Annotated in this window: 13 protein-coding genes; 7 read left to right on the top strand and 6 right to left on the bottom strand. The window is 60.5% G+C overall.

What is annotated here, in order from left to right; genetic code table 11:
• Positions 1–105 precede the first annotated feature (105 nt).
• The 4 genes from BV034_RS26350 (at position 106) to BV034_RS26335 (ending at position 2,609) form a co-directional block, all read left to right on the top strand.
• Positions 106–315: a DNA-directed RNA polymerase subunit omega gene (locus BV034_RS26350; protein WP_009959829.1), complete on the top strand. Its 210-nt coding sequence runs from the start codon at positions 106–108 to the stop codon at positions 313–315.
• Between the two features lie 116 nt (positions 316–431).
• Entirely contained in the window at positions 432–911 is a 480-nt protein-coding gene (gene smpB / locus BV034_RS26345; protein ID WP_050029944.1) for an SsrA-binding protein SmpB, read from the top strand.
• 343 nt (positions 912–1,254) lie between these two features.
• Positions 1,255–1,863: a peptidoglycan-binding protein gene (locus tag BV034_RS26340; protein ID WP_265593497.1), complete on the top strand. Its 609-nt coding sequence runs from the start codon at positions 1,255–1,257 to the stop codon at positions 1,861–1,863.
• Between the two features lie 218 nt (positions 1,864–2,081).
• Positions 2,082–2,609 (top strand): peptidoglycan-binding domain-containing protein, encoded by a 528-nt coding sequence (locus BV034_RS26335; RefSeq protein ID WP_050029942.1) that lies wholly within the window; start codon positions 2,082–2,084, stop codon positions 2,607–2,609.
• A gap of 50 nt (positions 2,610–2,659) precedes the next feature.
• On the opposite strand, the gene BV034_RS26330 is transcribed toward BV034_RS26335, so the two are convergent.
• From BV034_RS26330 to BV034_RS26310, 5 genes are all read right to left on the bottom strand, one after another.
• Positions 2,660–3,703 (bottom strand): 3-deoxy-7-phosphoheptulonate synthase, encoded by a 1,044-nt coding sequence (locus BV034_RS26330; RefSeq protein WP_050029941.1) that lies wholly within the window; start codon positions 3,701–3,703, stop codon positions 2,660–2,662.
• Positions 3,704–4,111: 408 nt separating this feature from the next.
• Entirely contained in the window at positions 4,112–5,614 is a 1,503-nt protein-coding gene (locus BV034_RS26325) for a sulfatase (RefSeq protein WP_050029940.1), read from the bottom strand.
• Positions 5,615–5,815: 201 nt separating this feature from the next.
• Positions 5,816–6,499, bottom strand: coding sequence for a TrkA family potassium uptake protein (locus BV034_RS26320; protein WP_050029939.1), 684 nt, complete (start codon positions 6,497–6,499; stop codon positions 5,816–5,818).
• A 20-nt stretch (positions 6,500–6,519) separates the two neighbouring features.
• Positions 6,520–8,130: a potassium transporter TrkG gene (locus tag BV034_RS26315; RefSeq protein WP_050029938.1), complete on the bottom strand. Its 1,611-nt coding sequence runs from the start codon at positions 8,128–8,130 to the stop codon at positions 6,520–6,522.
• 222 nt (positions 8,131–8,352) lie between these two features.
• Complete coding sequence (locus BV034_RS26310; protein WP_050029937.1) at positions 8,353–9,591, bottom strand: MgtC/SapB family protein; 1,239 nt, start codon at positions 9,589–9,591, stop codon at positions 8,353–8,355.
• 198 nt (positions 9,592–9,789) lie between these two features.
• Between BV034_RS26310 and BV034_RS26305 the strand changes: the two genes are divergently transcribed.
• Together BV034_RS26305 and BV034_RS26300 are read left to right on the top strand one after the other, a co-directional pair.
• Positions 9,790–11,658, top strand: a complete 1,869-nt coding sequence (locus tag BV034_RS26305) for a D-Ala-D-Ala carboxypeptidase family metallohydrolase (protein WP_081888126.1) — start codon at positions 9,790–9,792, stop codon at positions 11,656–11,658.
• A gap of 19 nt (positions 11,659–11,677) precedes the next feature.
• Positions 11,678–11,884, top strand: coding sequence for a hypothetical protein (locus tag BV034_RS26300; protein WP_050029935.1), 207 nt, complete (start codon positions 11,678–11,680; stop codon positions 11,882–11,884).
• A 374-nt stretch (positions 11,885–12,258) separates the two neighbouring features.
• Here BV034_RS26300 and BV034_RS26295 read toward each other — a convergent pair whose 3' ends face one another.
• Positions 12,259–14,598 (bottom strand): FAD-dependent oxidoreductase, encoded by a 2,340-nt coding sequence (locus BV034_RS26295; RefSeq protein ID WP_050029934.1) that lies wholly within the window; start codon positions 14,596–14,598, stop codon positions 12,259–12,261.
• 205 nt (positions 14,599–14,803) lie between these two features.
• Between BV034_RS26295 and BV034_RS26290 the strand changes: the two genes are divergently transcribed.
• Positions 14,804–16,942 carry a hypothetical protein gene (locus BV034_RS26290; protein ID WP_050029933.1) on the top strand — a complete coding sequence of 713 codons (2,139 nt, stop codon included), beginning with the start codon at positions 14,804–14,806 and terminating at the stop codon, positions 16,940–16,942.
• The last annotated feature ends 33 nt before the right edge of the window (positions 16,943–16,975 follow it).

Raw genomic sequence — 16,975 nt, 5'->3', positions numbered from 1 at the left:
GGAGCTAGAGCCCTGGGCGAGAGGTTCTGCTTGCGTTCTCAGTCTGCCTTGCTAAGTTCGCTACCCTCTTACCCCCTTAGTTTTTAACGGAACCGGAACGCTATCATGAGATCTGACCTTGTCGACAAAGCCGCTCAAATCATCAACGATCCCCCGGTGCTCATCAACATGGTGTCCAAGCGGGTGCGCCAGTTGAATCAGGGTCGCCCTGCATTGGTGGAACGCCGTCCTGGTATGCGGGAGGCCGACATCGCTCTTCAAGAGATCATTGAAGGCAAGATCAAGCGCGAAGACATCGAAGAAATTCCGGTCTGATTCCGCCGCGGGGCGGTTCTTTCGGCCCCTGCTCAAGACAGGGTTGCCAAAGGGAAGAGAAGTGAATCCAGTGGCGGGCCTCGTGCCCCGCCGCGTTTTTTTGTTTAGATTGTGCCATGAGTGACATCACCATCAACCGCAAGGCTCCCCGGGACTATCACATCTTGGAACGGTATGAGGCGGGAGTTCAACTCAAGGGCACAGAGATCAAATCCCTCCGTCAGGGGCATATCACGCTGAGTGATGCCTTTGCCCGGGTGGAACGTGGGGAGGTGTTCCTCTACGGTTGCGACATCAAACCGTATGACAAGGCCAGCCACGAGCAGCATGAGGCCAAGCGCAGCCGCCGCCTGCTTCTGCACAAGAACGAGATCTTCAAGCTCTACGGCGCCAGCCAGCAGAAGGGGCTCACCATCGTGGCCCTGCGTGCCTACTGGAAAAACAAAAAGGTGAAGATCGAGATCGCGGTCGGCCGCGGCAAAGACCAGCGCGACCAACGCCACGACCTGAAGGAAAAGGTGGAGAACCGCGAGGCCCAGCGTGAGATGGCCCGCTTCAATGATCGTGGTGGCAAGGCCAAGGGCAAAGCCTCTTGACCCCTTCGACTCGTTCATGGCGCAGGTTGGCTGCCGACATGGTTGCCAGCGGAAGTAATTTCCTTGGGCCTGCAGAATAAATTTCTGTGCGGGTTTTGTCCTGCCCAGGGGGCGCCGTGCCTTCTCCAACCTCCTGACGCTGAGCTGAAGGGGGATTGATTCCGTCTGCAAGCTCCGCAACGGACCGGGGTGGATGCTGTTGCCCACGATGGGAAAAAGGAACCGCAGCCGCGAGGTACCCGATTCAGTCATAGCAAGCTGTCCCCCGCGGAAGGCGTTCCAACAGGAGTCGTTCGTAAATGACGGGTGTTGTCAGCTTCAATGAAACAACCCTATGAACGACATGAAGACTTTGATTCCCACATGCATTGCGCTGGCGGCGTTCTCGTTTGCGGCAGTGCCCCAGTCGGCCCGCGCCGAAGACAAGACCCTCGACAAGGGACGACGACTTGCGGAGAAGTTCCTGGATGCGACTTCAGAAAAGGATCGGGAGCGTGATCGTGATCGCTCTCGCGACAAAGACCGTGATTATGATCGGGATCGTCCCAGGGATCGTGATCATGACCGGGACCGCGACAATTACAACTCGCGCCCGGCCAGCACCTTCGTGCTGACGCTCGGGAACGGTTATGCCGGCCGCGGGTACTATTATGGCCCGCCGAACGCTGGCTATTACTATGAGCGCTCCGGTGTGAGGTTCTACCGCGATCGGGATGCTGTGCCCCGTCAGTACTGGCGCAGTGAGTGGCGCGAGACTTCGGTAAGTGAAAACTACAGCCGGACCGAGGCATCCGTGCAGCGGGCGCTATCACAGCGCGGTTACTATCGTGGCCCCATTGACGGTGATATGGGACCTGGTTCCAGAGCCGCAGTGGCGAGGTATCAGGCCGACAAGGGCATGAAGCCCACAGGAGCCATCAACGACAGTTTGTTGAGATCGCTGGGGCTGTAATGCGTTCGGAGTCGCCAGCTGAGCCGTCCTGTTTTTCAAGTGATCAGTTGGAAGGAGTGGTGGTGCCCTGTTCCGGGCGGACAAGTGTCCCCGGAGCAGGGCTTTCTGTTTAAAAAAGGCATCGCCATTGCGGCACGCAATGGTCAACTTGCGCAAGCATGACAGGACCGCTGCCGTGGCTGCACTCGATTCATGGGCAACAGACTTCCTGACTCCCTATGAAAACGTTCATCCCTGGTTCCCTCACCTTTTTGGCCATTGCCTTTGCAGCGGCCTTGCCCGTATCTGTCCAGGCCAAGGACAAAGACAAGGAGCGCAAGAAAGCGGAGAAGTACTACCACTCAAAGTACTCCCACAAACACAACAAGTACCACCATGACGACCGGTATGTGTACCTGTCGCGCCCCCGGAACTCCTTTGTGATCACGTTCGGCACCGGGTATGCAGGGCGCGGCTACTACTATGGCCCTCCCAATGCCTCCTACTACTATGAGCGGAGCGGCGTGGCCTACTATCCCACCCGTGAAGCCGTTCCCGGACACTACTGGGGTGGTGGTGGCTCTTCCTACAGCCGCACAGAGGCGGAGGTGCAGCGGGCTCTGGCCCGGCGCGGCTACTACCGTGGTCCCATTGACGGAGACATCGGTCCGGGTTCGAGGAATGCCATCGCCCGCTATCAGGCGGACCATGGCATGCGCCCCACCGGCAGCATTACTTCCAGTCTTTTGAGATCGCTGGGGCTTTGATGCTGCGGGATCATTTCGTCGCTCCAGCTCAACCTGGAGCGGCGGAGGCGCTACATTTCGGCTTCGGCGGCTTCCAGCAGGATCCGCTCCGTTTCCTCCCAGCCAAGGCAGGGGTCGGTGATGGACTGACCGTAGCTGAGCTGGTCGAGTGACTCCTGGAGGGCCTGCGCGCCTTCGACGAGGTTGCTCTCTAGCATGGCACCAATCACTCCTTGCGTGCCAGCGCGGCGTTGCTGGACGATGTCGTGGAAGACGGCTGACATGCGGCGGAAATCCTTCGAGCAGTTCGCATGGCTGGCGTCGATCATGACCACCGGCGGGAGGTGGTTTTTGCTGAGGAGGGCCAGAGTTTCACTCACGGACGCCGCATCGTAGTTGGGGCCTGCTTCGCCGCCACGGAGGATGACATGGCAGTCGGGATTGCCTTCCGTGGCCACCACACTGGCGCGGCCGCTCTCGTCGATACCCAGAAAAGTCTGAGGCTGGCGGGCTGCCTTGATGGCGTTGATCGCAGGCAGCACGCCGCCGCTGGTGGTGTTCTTAAAGCCAACCGGCATGGAGAGTCCGCTGGCCATCTGGCGATGGGTCTGTGATTCCGTGGTGCGGGCTCCAATGGCGCTCCAGCAGGTGAGGTCCGCGATGTACTGGGGGGTGATAGGGTCCAGCATCTCCGTGGCCGTGGGCAGACCCAGGGCGATGACCTCGCGCAGGAAAGTGCGGGCGAGGCGCATCCCCTGGGGGATGTCGTGGGTGCCGTCCAGATGGGGGTCCATGATGAGCCCCTTCCATCCGATGGTGGTGCGCGGCTTCTCAAAGTACACCCGCATCACCACCATGATGCGGTCTTTGATGCGATCGGCCAGCGCGGCCAGCTTCTGAGCGTACGCCTGTCCCGCCTTCAGGTCATGGATGCTGCACGGACCCACGATCACCAGGAAACGCTTGTCTGCCCCGGAGAGAATGCGGCTGATCTGCTGGCGGGATTTTGCGACAAAGTCCGCATGCACATCGCTGCGGGGAATCTCAGTGCAGAGCTCCTGCGGGGAAGGGAGGGCGGTATTGGTGCGGACGTGAACGTTGGAGACCTGGATCATGGCGACTCCGCCAGCGTAGGGGAGGAGGGGTGAGTTTCAAGTTTTCAGTTGGGGGTGGGGGCGTCAGATAATGAATGCGTAGCTGCACTCGTGAGAGTGCGGAGGGTGGCGGTCTGTGGGTGGAAAGAAAGCCCTGGGGGAGCAGAGGTCTGACCACGTTTTTACAAACGCAGCCACGATTGACCGGGGTGGCTGTGCGCGAGGGGATGAGTGCGTAGCTGCACTCGTGAGAGTGCGGAGAGTGGCGCGGTCTGTGGGTGGAAAGAAAGCCCTGGGGGAGCAGAGGCCTGACCACGTTTTTACAAACGCAGCTACGACTGATTGACTGGGTGGCAATGCGAAGCGGAAAGGGGATCAAGAGACAATTGGGGAGCGAGCGGATCTGGGAACTATCGCATCTCTAATCCCTCACGCCCCTGGCTTGGGCTTCGCTTCTGGATGGCGACCCAAGATCTTCCGTAGCTCCGCCACAACCTCGACCTTCTCCTTCGCCAAATTCCGTGACTCGGCGGGATCGGCCTGATAGTCATACAACTCAAGATCCGCCGTATCGGCCGCCTCACCGGGGACTTTCCACTCTACGAGCCGGTAGCGCTCTGTCCGGATGGCGCGGCCAATTACCTGCTTCCCATCGCGCTGCCGAGGAAAAGCATGGTAGGCGTGATCCCGCACACGTTTCTCTGGATCCTTCAGCACGGGCACCAGACTCACCCCATCCATGGGTTGGGGGACTACAGGCATAGGCAGCTCAGCCAACTCCACCAGCGTGGGGTAGATATCCACCGTTTCCGCAAGTTGTCGGGTGTGAGTGCCGGGTTTCGTCACGCCTGGCGCGACCATCAGCAACGGGATATGATTGGCCTGTTCGTAGCTGGTGTGCTTGGTCCACATGCCATGGTCACCCAGGTGCCAGCCGTGGTCTCCCCAGAGGACGATGATCGTGTTGTCTGCCAGCTTGAGCCGGTCCAGCTCATTCAGAACTTTGCCGATCTGCGCGTCCATGTAGCTCATGCTGGCATAGTAGCCATGCAGGATCTGTCGGCGAATCTCCTCGCTGAGCGGCGGACGCTGTGGGATGGGATCGTAGTTGTTGAGTTCCCCCAAAGTTTTGCCCGCGTAGCCCGGGGCTCCTTCGGGGGCGTTGCGCAGGGTGGGCAGGACAAACTTGGAACGGTCGTAGAAGTCCCAGTACTTCTTCGGCGCGGTGAAGGGCAGGTGAGGTTTCACAAAACCGAGTGCGAGGAAAAACGGAGTCTCTGGCCGCTGCCGTGAATCCTGGAGCCGTTTCACTCCCTCCTCCGCAATACGACCGTCGGCATAGGCGTTGTCGGGCACGTCCAGGGCCTCCCATGCCTGGCCGCGGGGGAGGCTGCCGATCTTGCCCAGCTGCTGGTTGCCGAAGTAAGCCTCCTCACGGGTGAGCTGCCCGGCGGTGGGGCTGCTCGTGTCGCGGTACTCCACCACGCTGTCTGGCTGGAATGGCACGCTCCACGAGGCCGGATCATCATGATTGCCGTGACCCTTGTGAAGGATCTTGCCCACCCCCTCGGCCCGCCAGCCGTGGTTCATGAAATATTGCGTCAGCGTGACGGCATCGGGCACGGCTTCGCGGAAGTTCTCCTTCAAGCCGTAGATGCCAAGGGAGGTGGAGCGGGAGCCCAGCATGAGATTGTTCCGCGACGGCGAGCAGACCGCCTGGTTGCAGTAGGCCAGGTCAAACCGCAGGCCCCGGCTGGCGAGCCGGTCGAGGTTTGGCGTTCTGGCCAGCGCGTCCCCATAGCAACCGAGCACGGGCTTGAGGTCGTCCACGCACAGCAGGAGGACGTTGGGACGGGCGGCGGCGGGGTTGGCTGAAACAACCGAAGCCGCGCAGGCGAGTGCCAGGGTGGCGGTGGTGAAGGGGCGGATCATGACAAAAGGGGATCAATGGGCTGCTTTTCCGTACGCGGGCTTCCACGGCCAGGGCGGTATCGGGGACTGTTCTGCCCAAGCAAGAAAATGCATGCCCTTGAAACTCAGGCCGTCCGGGGAACTTTCGTGACAATGCTCAGTCTGCCCCACATGTGGCTATCTGAAATCCACATGCCCTGAGTCCGGGCCGGGTGAGAAACACTACGAATCCAGCAGCTTCTTCACATTCTGCTCCCGGCCAAAGACTACCAGGATGTCGGAGGCTTCAAACACGCGGTCCGGCTCCGGGATGCCGTACACGGTATCGATTTGAGGGGTGATGGAGGTGCAGGAACTGGCGATCTTGCGTTTCAATATGGTCACCACGTTCAGCTCAAAGCGACCGCGGAGATCGGCGTCAGCCAGGCTCTTGCCCACCAGAGCCTTGGGCACATTGATTTCGGCGATCTCATACCCCTGGCCAATGGGGAAGGTGTTCAGCACATCGGGCATGCGGAGGGATCTCGCCAGCCATGCGGCGGCCATGGACTCGGGGATGAGGAGTTCCTCGATCTTCAGGAGCTTGAGCAACCGGGCGTGGAGGGGATTGATGATGCGGCTGATGATGCGCTTGGCTCCCAGCTGCTGGACATTCGCCGCCACAGACAGAGCGGCCTCGAAGTCCTCGCCAATGGCGACGATGACGGCGTCGCACTCCGCCACGGGTATTTCCTCGAAGACCTCGATGTCCGAGCAGTCCGCGGTGACGAGGAACTCAATCTCGTCTTTCATGTCGTCGGTGTGTTCCGGATTGATGTCCACGCCGATGACCTCATGCCCGTCGCGCACGAGCTGACGGGCGAGGTGGGTGCCAAAGCTGCCAAGGCCGATGATGCAGAAACGCATGGTGGGGAAGGGTTGAAAGGTCAGGCGAGGAGGATGTCCTCCTGGGGGTGAGAATGGAGAGGCTTGCGCGCCCGCGGCATGAAGGTGGTGATGAGCGTGAGGAGTCCGATACGGCCGACAAACATGTTCAGGATGATGAGCCCCTTGGCGGCCTCTGTGAGTTCTGGGGTGAGGTTCAAGCTCAGCCCCACGGTGGCAAAGGCGCTGACGAGTTCAAACACCAGCGCGGTGTCGGTCACATCCGGCTGCAACTGGCGCAACACCGCAAAGTTGACGAAGAGCCAGATCGATGAAAATACAATCACACCGAGAGCCCGGGCACCGATGCCGTCTGGCAGACGCCGGCGGAAGACCACTATCTGGGAGATGCCGCGAATCTGGTTCCAGAGATGGAGCGCGGCCACGGCGAACACGGTGGTGCGTACGCCGCCTGCCGTGCTGCCGGGAGATCCGCCGACGAACATGAGAAAGACGAGCACGTGAATGGTGACCGGACCGATCTTTGCCATGTCCACAGTGTTGAAGCCACCGCTACGGGCAGTGATGGAATGGAAGAAGGAGGTGATGCCTGCGCCGCCATTGCTCTGGCCGGAGTGAAGGAGGAACTCGCTGACATAGACGGCCAACGCACCGCCCACAATGAGAATGGCAGTGGTGAGCAGCACGATGCGTGTGTGTACACGCAACCGGGGGCGTGGCAGGGTGGGATTGAGAGCACAGGCCACTCTTGATCGCACGAAGCGGAGCGTGTCGAAGGCCGTGAGCGAGCCGATACCGCCCAAGGCAACCAGGGCGCAGATAACGAGTTGCAGGAGGATGTCGTGACGAAGGACGCCTTCAGCCAGATTGTTGGGCAGGGTGGACATGCCCGCGTTGCAGAAGGCGGAGACCGAGTGGTACACCGCATGGTAGATCCTGGCTCCCACAGCCGCCTCTGATGGCAGAACCAGGAAGAGGGCCAGAGCACCGGCGGCTTCGCAGACCACGGTAAAGAGGACGATGAATTTCAGCGTTTCACCCACATGAGCGAGGCGCTTCTCTGCAATCATCTCTCCCAGCAGCAGGTGATCGTGCAGGGAGATGCCTTGAAACACGATGGCCGCCATGAAGAAGGTGAGCGTCATGATGCCCAGGCCGCCAATCTGCATGAGTCCCAGCAGGATGACCTGTCCGGTGGGGGTGAAGAAGGTGGCTGGGTTCTCCACGGTAAGGCCGGTCACGCACACGGCACTGGTGCTCATGAAGAGGGCGTTGAGCCAGGTGAGGTGCTCCCCAGGGACCACGGCCCGGGGCAGCTTGAGCAGGACGGTGCCGGCGACGATGAGAAAGAGGAAACTACCGATCAACAGCCACCCGGGGCGCAGCGTGATCGCTGTGAGCCTGGCCTGATGGCGGAGACCACGGAGCGAGAGCACCGCGAGGATGACGGACTGCACGGCTGTATGTGCGAGCAGGGAGAGCCGGGCGTCCTTCCCGCCCATCCAGGCAGCCAGCGCCAGGACGACGGTGCTCCCAAACACGGTGAGAGCCACCGCTAGCAGCAGGGTTTCGCGTGGTGCCCAGGCCTGCAGGTGGCGGCGGGATAGCCAGGTGAGGGTCTGCTCCAGGGCAAACAGAAAGGAGAGCAGCACGGTGGCTCCGTGCAGAAGGGGGTGACTTCCCCGACGAAACCCACCTGAAGCACCAGAAGGGCCAGAGCCCCCAGACCCAGAGCGAGTGCAAACAGCCGTGGCAGGGGCCGTGCCGGGGGCAGGGCCTTCGGGATCGAGGAGTCCTTATGAGAAGTTGGGGCGGACAAGCGAAAGTGGGAAAGTGTGAGAGGGATCGAAATGTCAACAAACCTCTGGCGGTTGCTAGGGCCACAGCAGCAGGATGACGCCTCCCGCAAGCAGGCTGGCCCCGAACCACAGAGCGACATGGGTGAACACCTTGATGCCACCAAGGGAGGCCACGATGCTGCCCTTGAAGGCCAGGTTCGACATGGAGGCGATGAGGATCACCCGCCAGCCGGTCGCCGGGTCGAGCTTCTGGGAGTCCACCATTCTGGCTGTGGAAAGCGTGATGGCGTCCATGTCCGCAAGACCGGAGACCACGCCGACGATGTAGAGACCGCTGTGCCCCAGGTGATCGTTGGCAGCGGCCACCGCCAGCTTGATAAAGGCATAGATGAGGGCGAACACAAAGGCAGGACGCAACTCCGCGGGGTTGTGCTGCTCTGGGAGCCTGGCCTCCTGCTCCTTCCGCGTCAGAAGCCATGCCACGAAGGTGATGACGATCATCGCACCGAGCATGGCTCCCAAGGGGCCCGCCAGGGAGGGGAACTTGGTGGTGGCGACGGCTCCCACCTCCACCAGCACCCGTACCATGGCGATGGTGGAAGCGATCATGATGACGAGGCTGGCCAGAGCCGGGGATTGCGCGCCGTCACGCACGCTGCGGGCGGAACTGACCGAGGTGGCGGTGCTGGAGATCAGCCCGCCGAGAATACCGGAAAGAAGCACTCCGCCTCGTGCCCCCAGGATCTTGTAAGCGACATAGCCTCCCAGACCCAGGCCGACGATGAGCACCACCATGAGCCAGATCTCAAAGGGGTTGAGGACGGCATACGGCCCGAAGGACTGGTTGGGCAGAATGGGCAGGATCACCATCGAGATGAGGACAAACCGCATGATGGCATGCATGTCTTGGTCGCCCATTGTCCGGGCAAACTGGTGCAGCGCCTGTTTCCAGTGCAGGAGCAGGGCCACGACGCCACCGACGGCCACAACCAGCAGGATGGGGCCGACTACCAGATAGGCCCCCAGGGCGTAGAGGAGCAGCACCGCCACCTCCGTGGTCATTCCGCTGGCGGTGCCATTTTTCACCCGTGGGATGTTGGGGATGAAGAGTAGAAGGCTGAGCGAGAGGAAACCCGCTACCACAATCCAACCGCCGTAGTCACGAGCCAGCAGTCCGCAGATGGTTCCCAGCAGCGTGATGAGAGGGAAAGTCCGAATTCCGCCAATGGCGCTGTCACTGCGCTCCCGCTGGAGGCCGATGAGCATGCCCAAACCGAGGGAAACCATGAGTTGTTGGGCAATGGTCCAGTCCATAAAAACGCGATTCTAATTGAGAATCAGGAAATGATAAACCTGTGCGTGGAAATAGTTCGTGCAACTTGCAACAACGAAGGTTGCACATCGCCTGTCTAAGCCTTGGGAGTTGGTGCGGCAGTGTCGCAAGTGGTTCAGAGCAAGGGGGAAAGTATTGCGGGACCAGCTGGCACGAATCGTGAGTTTTAGGAGAGCGTTATGAAAACGGAATGGTCAGCGGACCAGGGGTGGAGGCTTGCCGGCATGGGAGTGGCGGCGGTGGCGACCCTGGCTTTGCTTTTGGCATTGGCCGGCATCATCGCTCCCCACAACCCCCGGCATGACGACAGGAGGTCTGCCAAGTCTGCGGACGACGAGTTCTCCCGCATGATGGCGGAGCTGGACAACCCTCCTCCAAAGGTGAGCACGCCCGTCCTCGAGGTGTTGCCGCCCAAGCCTCAGACGGCGTCTTTGAAGGATCCCTTGACCAACGCACCCGAACCGCAGTCGGTGAAGATCTCCACGCCGGAGAATGATCCCGCGGCGCACCCGGCATCTGTGATAGAGCCCATCCTCTTCCCCGCCCTGACTGCGGCAGAGATTGCCGAGGCAGCCGAGGTCCAGCCCGCTCCGGGACCGGCCGAGGTCAAGCCTCCGGTGGTATCCCCTGAGACCATGCCCCAGCCCATGGCGGATCCGGTGGCGGAAAATGAAGTGGTAGTTGCCATGAACCCTGGAGCGGCCGGCCTGCCTGAGCCTGCGCCTGCCGTGGTGACGCGGTCGGATCCTCCACCCGCCCCACTGCTCGTGGAGGGCGGCAAGTCCGGCACCCTGCCTGGGGGGCCGGTTTCACAGGATCTGGTGGCGATGATGCCCAGGGAGGAGCATGAGCCTCTGCGCAGTCCTCGAACCCAGATGGCGGATGAGCCCCTGGCCCCGGTTGAGGAGGTGGAAGACTGCAATCATATGTGGTCTGGGAAGCCTGAGGAGCTCGTGGCCATCCGGAAAAAAGCCGGGCTGCATCCAGCGGGTTTCAGCATCGCTTTTCGCGGACTGGTCAACCCCTATCCATTGATGTCCACCCTCTGCATGCCTGGCGAGACGGTCGAGATCAAAGTGGTGGCCCCCCGTGGGAAGGGGAACTTTGCAGTGAAAGCGGAGGGGGGCGCCGCCACGCCCAAGCGCAACGAACTGCTGGTGTGGAACTGGGTGGTTCCTGAAACCCCAGGCATTTATTGTCTCCAGATTACCAACCGTGACACGGGTGGAATGATGTGTCTGCACGGACTGGTCTGTGTACCCTACCGGGGTGAGGAACAACTGCAAGGCTACCAGATCGGACAATATCAGAAGACACCGCTCAACAACAATCTCCGCTACGCCATGCCTTTGGGGTTGTTCCGTGTGACGAAGGACATGGAGGACACTTGGGTCACTCCCCACTTCCAGTTGAGGCAGTTCATGTGCAAACAGATCTCCACTTATCCCAAGTTTGTGTTGTTGGAATCGAGGTTGCTCCTGAAACTCGAGGCCCTGGTGGAGGGGCTGGAAAAGCGCGGGATCAAGGAGGGAAGCATTTTCGTGGCCAGCGGCTATCGCACGCCGGCCTACAATAAGGCCCTTGGTAACACGACCATCTACAGCCGCCACCTTTACGGCGATGCCGCAGACATTCTGGTGGACCAGGATCGAAACGCGCGTCTGGATGACCTGAACAAAGACGGCAAGATAGATGCCAAGGACACGGTGTGGCTGACCAAGCTGGTGGCAGAGGTCAGCTCCAGCTTCCCCGCGGCCTTCGAAGGCGGGCTGGGGCTCTATCCGTTCAAGTCCCCGGCGACCGCTTTCATTCACACGGACACGCGGGGTGAACCGACCCGCTGGGGCTTCCCTCAGGCAAACAATCGCTTTCGCCCGGGTACGGGTCGTATGACTCAACCCTGTGACGATGGCTGCGGCCATGAACACGACGTGAGCGTTCTCATGGCAAATCTGGCTGGGAGTGACTGGCGTGCGCCATGGGCAAGACCTGTGGATTCGGGTTCGACATTTCATCCAGCAAGCGGAGCGCCTGCGATGTCTCAGTAGATAGAAGGAGAACAACTTCATGAACCCTGACCCAACGCCCGACGACCACATCATTACGCAGGACGAAGCCGACGAACAGAAGATGATGCCCTATGATCAGAACCTGGCAAAAATGAAGGAGGGACAAGAGGTCGGTAAGAAACTCGGATCTGAACTCAGTGATGCCCCGATGGACGAGAACCTCGTGGATGATGATATCATTGAGGAGGGACAGCACACGACGTAGTGGAGATATAAGACGCCAGACATGAGCAGGCGCACGATTGGATGTGCCGGGTGCGAGCTCAGTAGCAGGCGTGAGGAATATTCCTGTCCCGGTGCGATCCCAAACCACCCGTGAGATTGTCTGCCTCTTCCCACGACCAAACACCTAAGGTTGCAGGGCGACCGCCTCGGTTGCCGCATCAGGAGACGTTCGTGGCAAGCGGAGCGCTTGCCCTACAGTGAGCGCGCTGGACTCGGAGATCAGCACGCGACCTGAGTCTGCCGCAGCAATTCTGCTTTTCACTTTTCCCTCTCAACTTGTCACTAAAAAAGGCGTGGAGTTGCCTCCACGCCTTTTGAATCTCTTTGTTTAAATGCAGTTCAGGCCACCACCCCTCACTTCGCTGGCAGCACCTGCACGCTGTCGAGGTGCACGTTGCCCTTGGCTCCGGCGGTGCGGATCACCACGGCGGCTTCTTCGCCAGCGTTGAACTTGAAGGTGCCGAGCGAGTGGAAGCCTTTCGGCAGTTCTGCGGCCTTGCTCTGGTCCACCTTGAAGGTCTTCTCGCCGTCGGCGCTCAGCACGGACACGGGCGCTTCCTTGGAGCGATTTTGATGGGGCTGCCAGGACATGCGCACTTCGTACTTGCCGGTTTCCTTCACGCTGAAAGCGAAGCGAGCGGTGGCACCAGCGTCCTGACCGTAGCGATAGCCTTCATTGACGAAGGGTTTCAGACCTTCACCCACGGTCCACTTGCCGGTCAGTTCCGCGTCGTTGTCATCAATCACGATGCCTTCAAGGGTGTTGATGGCGATATGGTCGACCTCGATCTCGGGAAGCTTGGCAGCGTCCTTGGGCAGATAGAGGGGGGATTCGATGGCATCGCGGCGCATGGCACCGGGCTGGCGCATGAGGTCCTTGAGGTTGTCCAGATATTGATCATACACGCCGCGGGGAGAAGTCTGGTGACGCACACAGAGGTACGCTGCCTTGCCCACCACTTCACCCATCATGCCGCAGGTGCGCATCACGCGAATGGTGCCCAGAGCATTGTGGTCCACGGAAATATTGCGACCCGCCATGAAGAGGTTTTCCACATCCTTGGAGTAGAAGCAGCGGTAGGGCACCGGGTAGCCATTGCGGCGGTCCACCCCCTTGCCGAAGGCGGCGCGGGAGATGAAGGGATTGTCCCCGTACTTCTTCATGTACTGCTCCTTGGGATAGTGAAGGTCCAAATCCCAGGTGGTGGGCACGCAACCGTCCGGGAATTCCTTCTTGGAGACGATGTCCTCCTGGGTGAGCACGACGTCGCCCTGAAGGAGACGTGACTCACGAGTGCCGCCAATGAAGGCCAGCCACTGGAAGCCGTAGTTGGCGTACTTCTCCGGGTTGGACTTGCGCATGGCGCTGAAGGCACCGAAGACGGCGCGGAAGTTCCAGTCACGCACGAGTTCGAGGTCTTCAATCGGGTGCTTGTCGAAGCCCGATTCCCAGAACCACTCGCCATGGAGCAGGTCGCTGGGCTTGAAGGTGGTGTTCTTCGGGAAGTTCTTTTCCTTGAGGGGGCGCGGGGTGGGAAAGTCTTCTTCAGGAGTCAACTCCAGGGCCCAGGGTGTTTCCGGCCAGCTTTGTGCACTGTCCTTCTTTCCCACCACCCACATGTTGCTCATGCCCAGGTGGCCTTTTTCCAGCATGGTGAAGCTGGCCTTGGCCAGGGCGCCGAGGTAGCCGTGGCCTGTGCAGTCCACGAAGTACTTGCCCACGAACTTCTTCTCTTCACCGGTCTTGGTGTTGAGGGCCACGGCACCGCGGATCTTCGGCACGCGGCTCTTGTCCATCTCCACCTTCCAGACGTGGTTGTTGAGAAAGAGGTCGAGGTTCTTCTCCTTGCGAGCGACGCCTTCTTTGAGTTCGTCACCATATTCCTCCGGCAGGCCTGGGCTGTTGCTGGCGCGGTCAGTGAACTCTTCCACGATCTCGCCCAGATGCGGGTAGAGGCCGCGGCGGGTGCCGCCCTGGGCCCACACCTGGACCTCGCTGCTGCCGTTGCCACCCAGCACGGGGCGGTTCTGGATCAGAGCCACTTTGAGCCCCTGGCGGGCACCGCTCAAGGCAGCAGCCGTGCCAGCGTAACCGCCGCCCACGACGACGAGGTCATACTCTTTCGTTTCGGGGGGCGTGTCGGGCAGACCGAGTTCTTTGTGACGGAAGCTGGCGAGAGCCTTGGCCTCCACCGGGGGCTTGGCGTCGAGGTCTGTGGTGAGGTAAATCGCATCCACGCGGCCGTTGAAGCCGGTCTTGTCCTGCAGGCCGATTTTGAGCGGGCCAGCCGCGAGGTCCACGGTGCCGCCATCATCCCACTGCCAGTCCTTGCCGGTGGTGCCGAAGTCCTTGTCCAGTGTCTTGCCGTTCAGGCTGAGTTGGAATTTGCCAGGAGCGCCCTTGGCGTCCCAGTGGCCCACCCAGTTCTTCGTGCGCACCCAGACGCGGTATTTCCCGGCGGGCACGGACTTCTGCACCGTGGTGGTGGCGTCTTTCACAGGCGTCCCCAGGCCGTGGGCCATGAGGTAGGGGGAGCCCATGATCTCGATGAACTGGGTGTCCAGCACCCAGCCGCCGTAGGTGTCGAACGACTCGGCCTCAATGAAAGCGGAGTTCGCAGCATGGGTCACAGCCGGAGACACAGCCAGTGTCATCGCGGCTGCCAGCAGGGTGGGCAGATGGGATCTCATCATGGGTTCAGTAAAAAGAGGAAGGCGCCTCCGCCGCACAGAGGCGCGGTGGGGGCAATAGCGTGAGTCCTGTAAGAGGAGTTTTGGACAACAAAGTTGGCAGGGTGTTTCTTTCGCTGGAAGCCGAATGTGACGCCGGAAGGAGGAGTTTCATCTTGCCTGTCGTGGAATTTTCCCGGCAGAATGCGCGCTCACGCACATTCCTGCTATGAAACCCTCTTACGTAATCCCCGCGTTGTGGGCCGCTTTTTTGGTGGCCGGTGCTTTTGGTCAGATCCCTGCGGCACCGGTCGCGCCTGCAGCCAGTCCGCCATTGGAAGTCGCTCCAACCCCGGACGTCTGGTCCACCAAGACGTATCGCTTTCCTGCCTCTGAAATGGCACAGGGGTTCGTCTCACCCACGGTAGGACAACTCAGAGCGCCGCAAATCCCGAAAGCGAATGCTCCTGTGGAGGACGGGGAGATTTTCCTCAAACGCTCTGACATGGTGGTCACGCAGTACCTCAAGACCATGGGGATACAAGTGCCCGAAGGATCGCTCATGAGTTTCGATCCGGTGAATCAAACGTTGGTGGCCCGCACCTCTGGCAGGGCCCATGAAGAACTCCAGGTTTACTCGTACGAGTTGTTGAAACGCGTGGCCAAGACCATTCACCTGAGCACGTATCTGATTGAGGCCGAGGCCGCGACTGTGCGCCAAATCGTGAACGAGACTGCTGGCAATGGCGATCACAGCCCTCAATTGGCCAAACTGCGGGCGCTTGTCGGGGAGGGCAAGGCACGGCAGGTCGATTTGTTGCGGGTGGAAACTCGGAGCGGACAGCGGGCCTCAGTGGAGAGAGGGGAGGAGCGTCTCCTTGTGTCAGAGTTCGAGGGCTCGTTCAAGGGGTGGACGTCAGTAAGCCACGAAATGAGACCGGTGGGTTCCAAGATGGAAGTGGACCCGGTGCTTGGGCCTGATGATGAGATCATTGATCTTAACCTTGCCTTGAATCATCACTACCGTGCCCCACAAGATCGTTGGGAGCCAGTGGCGTTGTCTGGCAGCGGTCAGCAAGCGGATGTTCGGGTCACCGACCTGTACACCGTCGAGGCGAGTACGGCTCAATCGCTGCGGCAAGGGACGGCGCGGCTCATTGGTGTGTGGAAGCCCGAAGGGGCACCTGAACCGGCCAGGGAGAACGTCCTGCTGGTGGCCATTCTGAAAGCGGATCTCGTGCGGATCATGCCAGCTTTGCAGCCGCAACTGGAGACCCTCTTTGCCGCCCAAGGAGAGAAGGTTCGCCCCACTCCAGCCACGGCTCCCGCTGAATTGTTGAATCAAGGATTGCCGAAGGGGATGAAGCTGCGGAGATTTCGCGTGCCGCCCAGCTTCTTTTCCGGAGATCTTTCCAATCCCAGCGGTGCAGGAGTGGGCGCGGCGGATCCGTTTTCTGCAGCTGCCGCACCTGCCACCGAGCCGCGCATGTCCGTCAAGATGACCGCGCTGGACATCTTGAGGTCGCAGGGGCTGGTGTTCCCTCCAGGGTCATCTGCCAACTATTCCGCAGGCACCAGCGAGCTGATCGTCAGGAATACTCCGGAGAATGTTTCCGAGGTGGAGGCCTTTATTGAAGGGCTCAATAGGTCCCTTCCCGCCAATTTGGCCTTCAACGTGCAGGTGGTGCAGGCAGACGGCGCATTCCTTCGTAAGCTGGAGGAACAATATGCCAGTGAAGCTGACCACACCGCGATGTGGAAGGCTCTGGAGGAGGCTGTGGCTCAGGGCAAAGCCAAGTTTGTGCAGACTCTCTGGCTGGGAGGACGTTCTGGTCAGCGGATAGCCACACAAGTGGGGCGCGAGTACACGAAGGTGCCTGAAGCCGGGGGCGGCAGTCCCGTTTCCGAAAGCAAGGCTAGACCAACACCCACCCCAACGCCGGCTGCCGACAACAAGGCACCGGCGGCACCTGCACCTGAGGGCGCTGCTCAGAGCGACGCTGGCGATCCATCCTTCATCGCGGGCGTCACCGAGATGAGCAGAGTGGGATTGACTCTGGAACTGGATCCCGTGATTGGTCCAGACGGCCAGACCGTCGATGTAAACTACCAGCTCAAGCGGGACTATCTGCCCCCCACTTGGCGCGCGCCCCTGAAGAGCGAAGATCTCAAGGTGTTGAAGATCGATGCTCCTGCCACCGGCTTCCACAAGGCGACGACAACGACGTCCATCACCGTGCTCAGCGGGATGACCCGTCTGATTGGTCTCTGGAAGCCAGAAGGCGCTCCAGAGTATGATAAGGCTGATGTGATGCAGGCTGCCTTCCTCAAGACGGACATCGAGTTGCTGAAAGTATCCGGCAATTGAACTCTGAGGCTGTCTTTGGAACGGCAGCCGTTG

Origin of the sequence: Verrucomicrobium sp. BvORR034, from assembly GCF_000739635.1 — a bacterium.
Taxonomy (GTDB): Bacteria; Verrucomicrobiota; Verrucomicrobiia; order Verrucomicrobiales; family Verrucomicrobiaceae; genus Verrucomicrobium.
The sequence above is the reverse complement of the archived record's forward strand: the minus strand, read 5'-3'. Positions and strand labels throughout refer to the sequence as shown.

Excerpts from the sequence above, each read along its gene's own strand:
- BV034_RS26350 (WP_009959829.1), top strand. The coding sequence starts at position 106 with ATGAGATCTGACCTTGTCGACAAAGCCGCTCAAATCATCAACGATCCC.
- smpB (WP_050029944.1), top strand. The coding sequence starts at position 432 with ATGAGTGACATCACCATCAACCGCAAGGCTCCCCGGGACTATCACATC.
- BV034_RS26340 (WP_265593497.1), top strand. The coding sequence starts at position 1,255 with ATGAAGACTTTGATTCCCACATGCATTGCGCTGGCGGCGTTCTCGTTT.
- BV034_RS26335 (WP_050029942.1), top strand. The coding sequence starts at position 2,082 with ATGAAAACGTTCATCCCTGGTTCCCTCACCTTTTTGGCCATTGCCTTT.
- BV034_RS26330 (WP_050029941.1), bottom strand. The coding sequence starts at position 3,703 with ATGATCCAGGTCTCCAACGTTCACGTCCGCACCAATACCGCCCTCCCT.
- BV034_RS26325 (WP_050029940.1), bottom strand. The coding sequence starts at position 5,614 with ATGATCCGCCCCTTCACCACCGCCACCCTGGCACTCGCCTGCGCGGCT.
- BV034_RS26320 (WP_050029939.1), bottom strand. The coding sequence starts at position 6,499 with ATGCGTTTCTGCATCATCGGCCTTGGCAGCTTTGGCACCCACCTCGCC.
- BV034_RS26310 (WP_050029937.1), bottom strand. The coding sequence starts at position 9,591 with ATGGACTGGACCATTGCCCAACAACTCATGGTTTCCCTCGGTTTGGGC.
- BV034_RS26305 (WP_081888126.1), top strand. The coding sequence starts at position 9,790 with ATGAAAACGGAATGGTCAGCGGACCAGGGGTGGAGGCTTGCCGGCATG.
- BV034_RS26300 (WP_050029935.1), top strand. The coding sequence starts at position 11,678 with ATGAACCCTGACCCAACGCCCGACGACCACATCATTACGCAGGACGAA.
- BV034_RS26295 (WP_050029934.1), bottom strand. The coding sequence starts at position 14,598 with ATGATGAGATCCCATCTGCCCACCCTGCTGGCAGCCGCGATGACACTG.
- BV034_RS26290 (WP_050029933.1), top strand. The coding sequence starts at position 14,804 with ATGAAACCCTCTTACGTAATCCCCGCGTTGTGGGCCGCTTTTTTGGTG.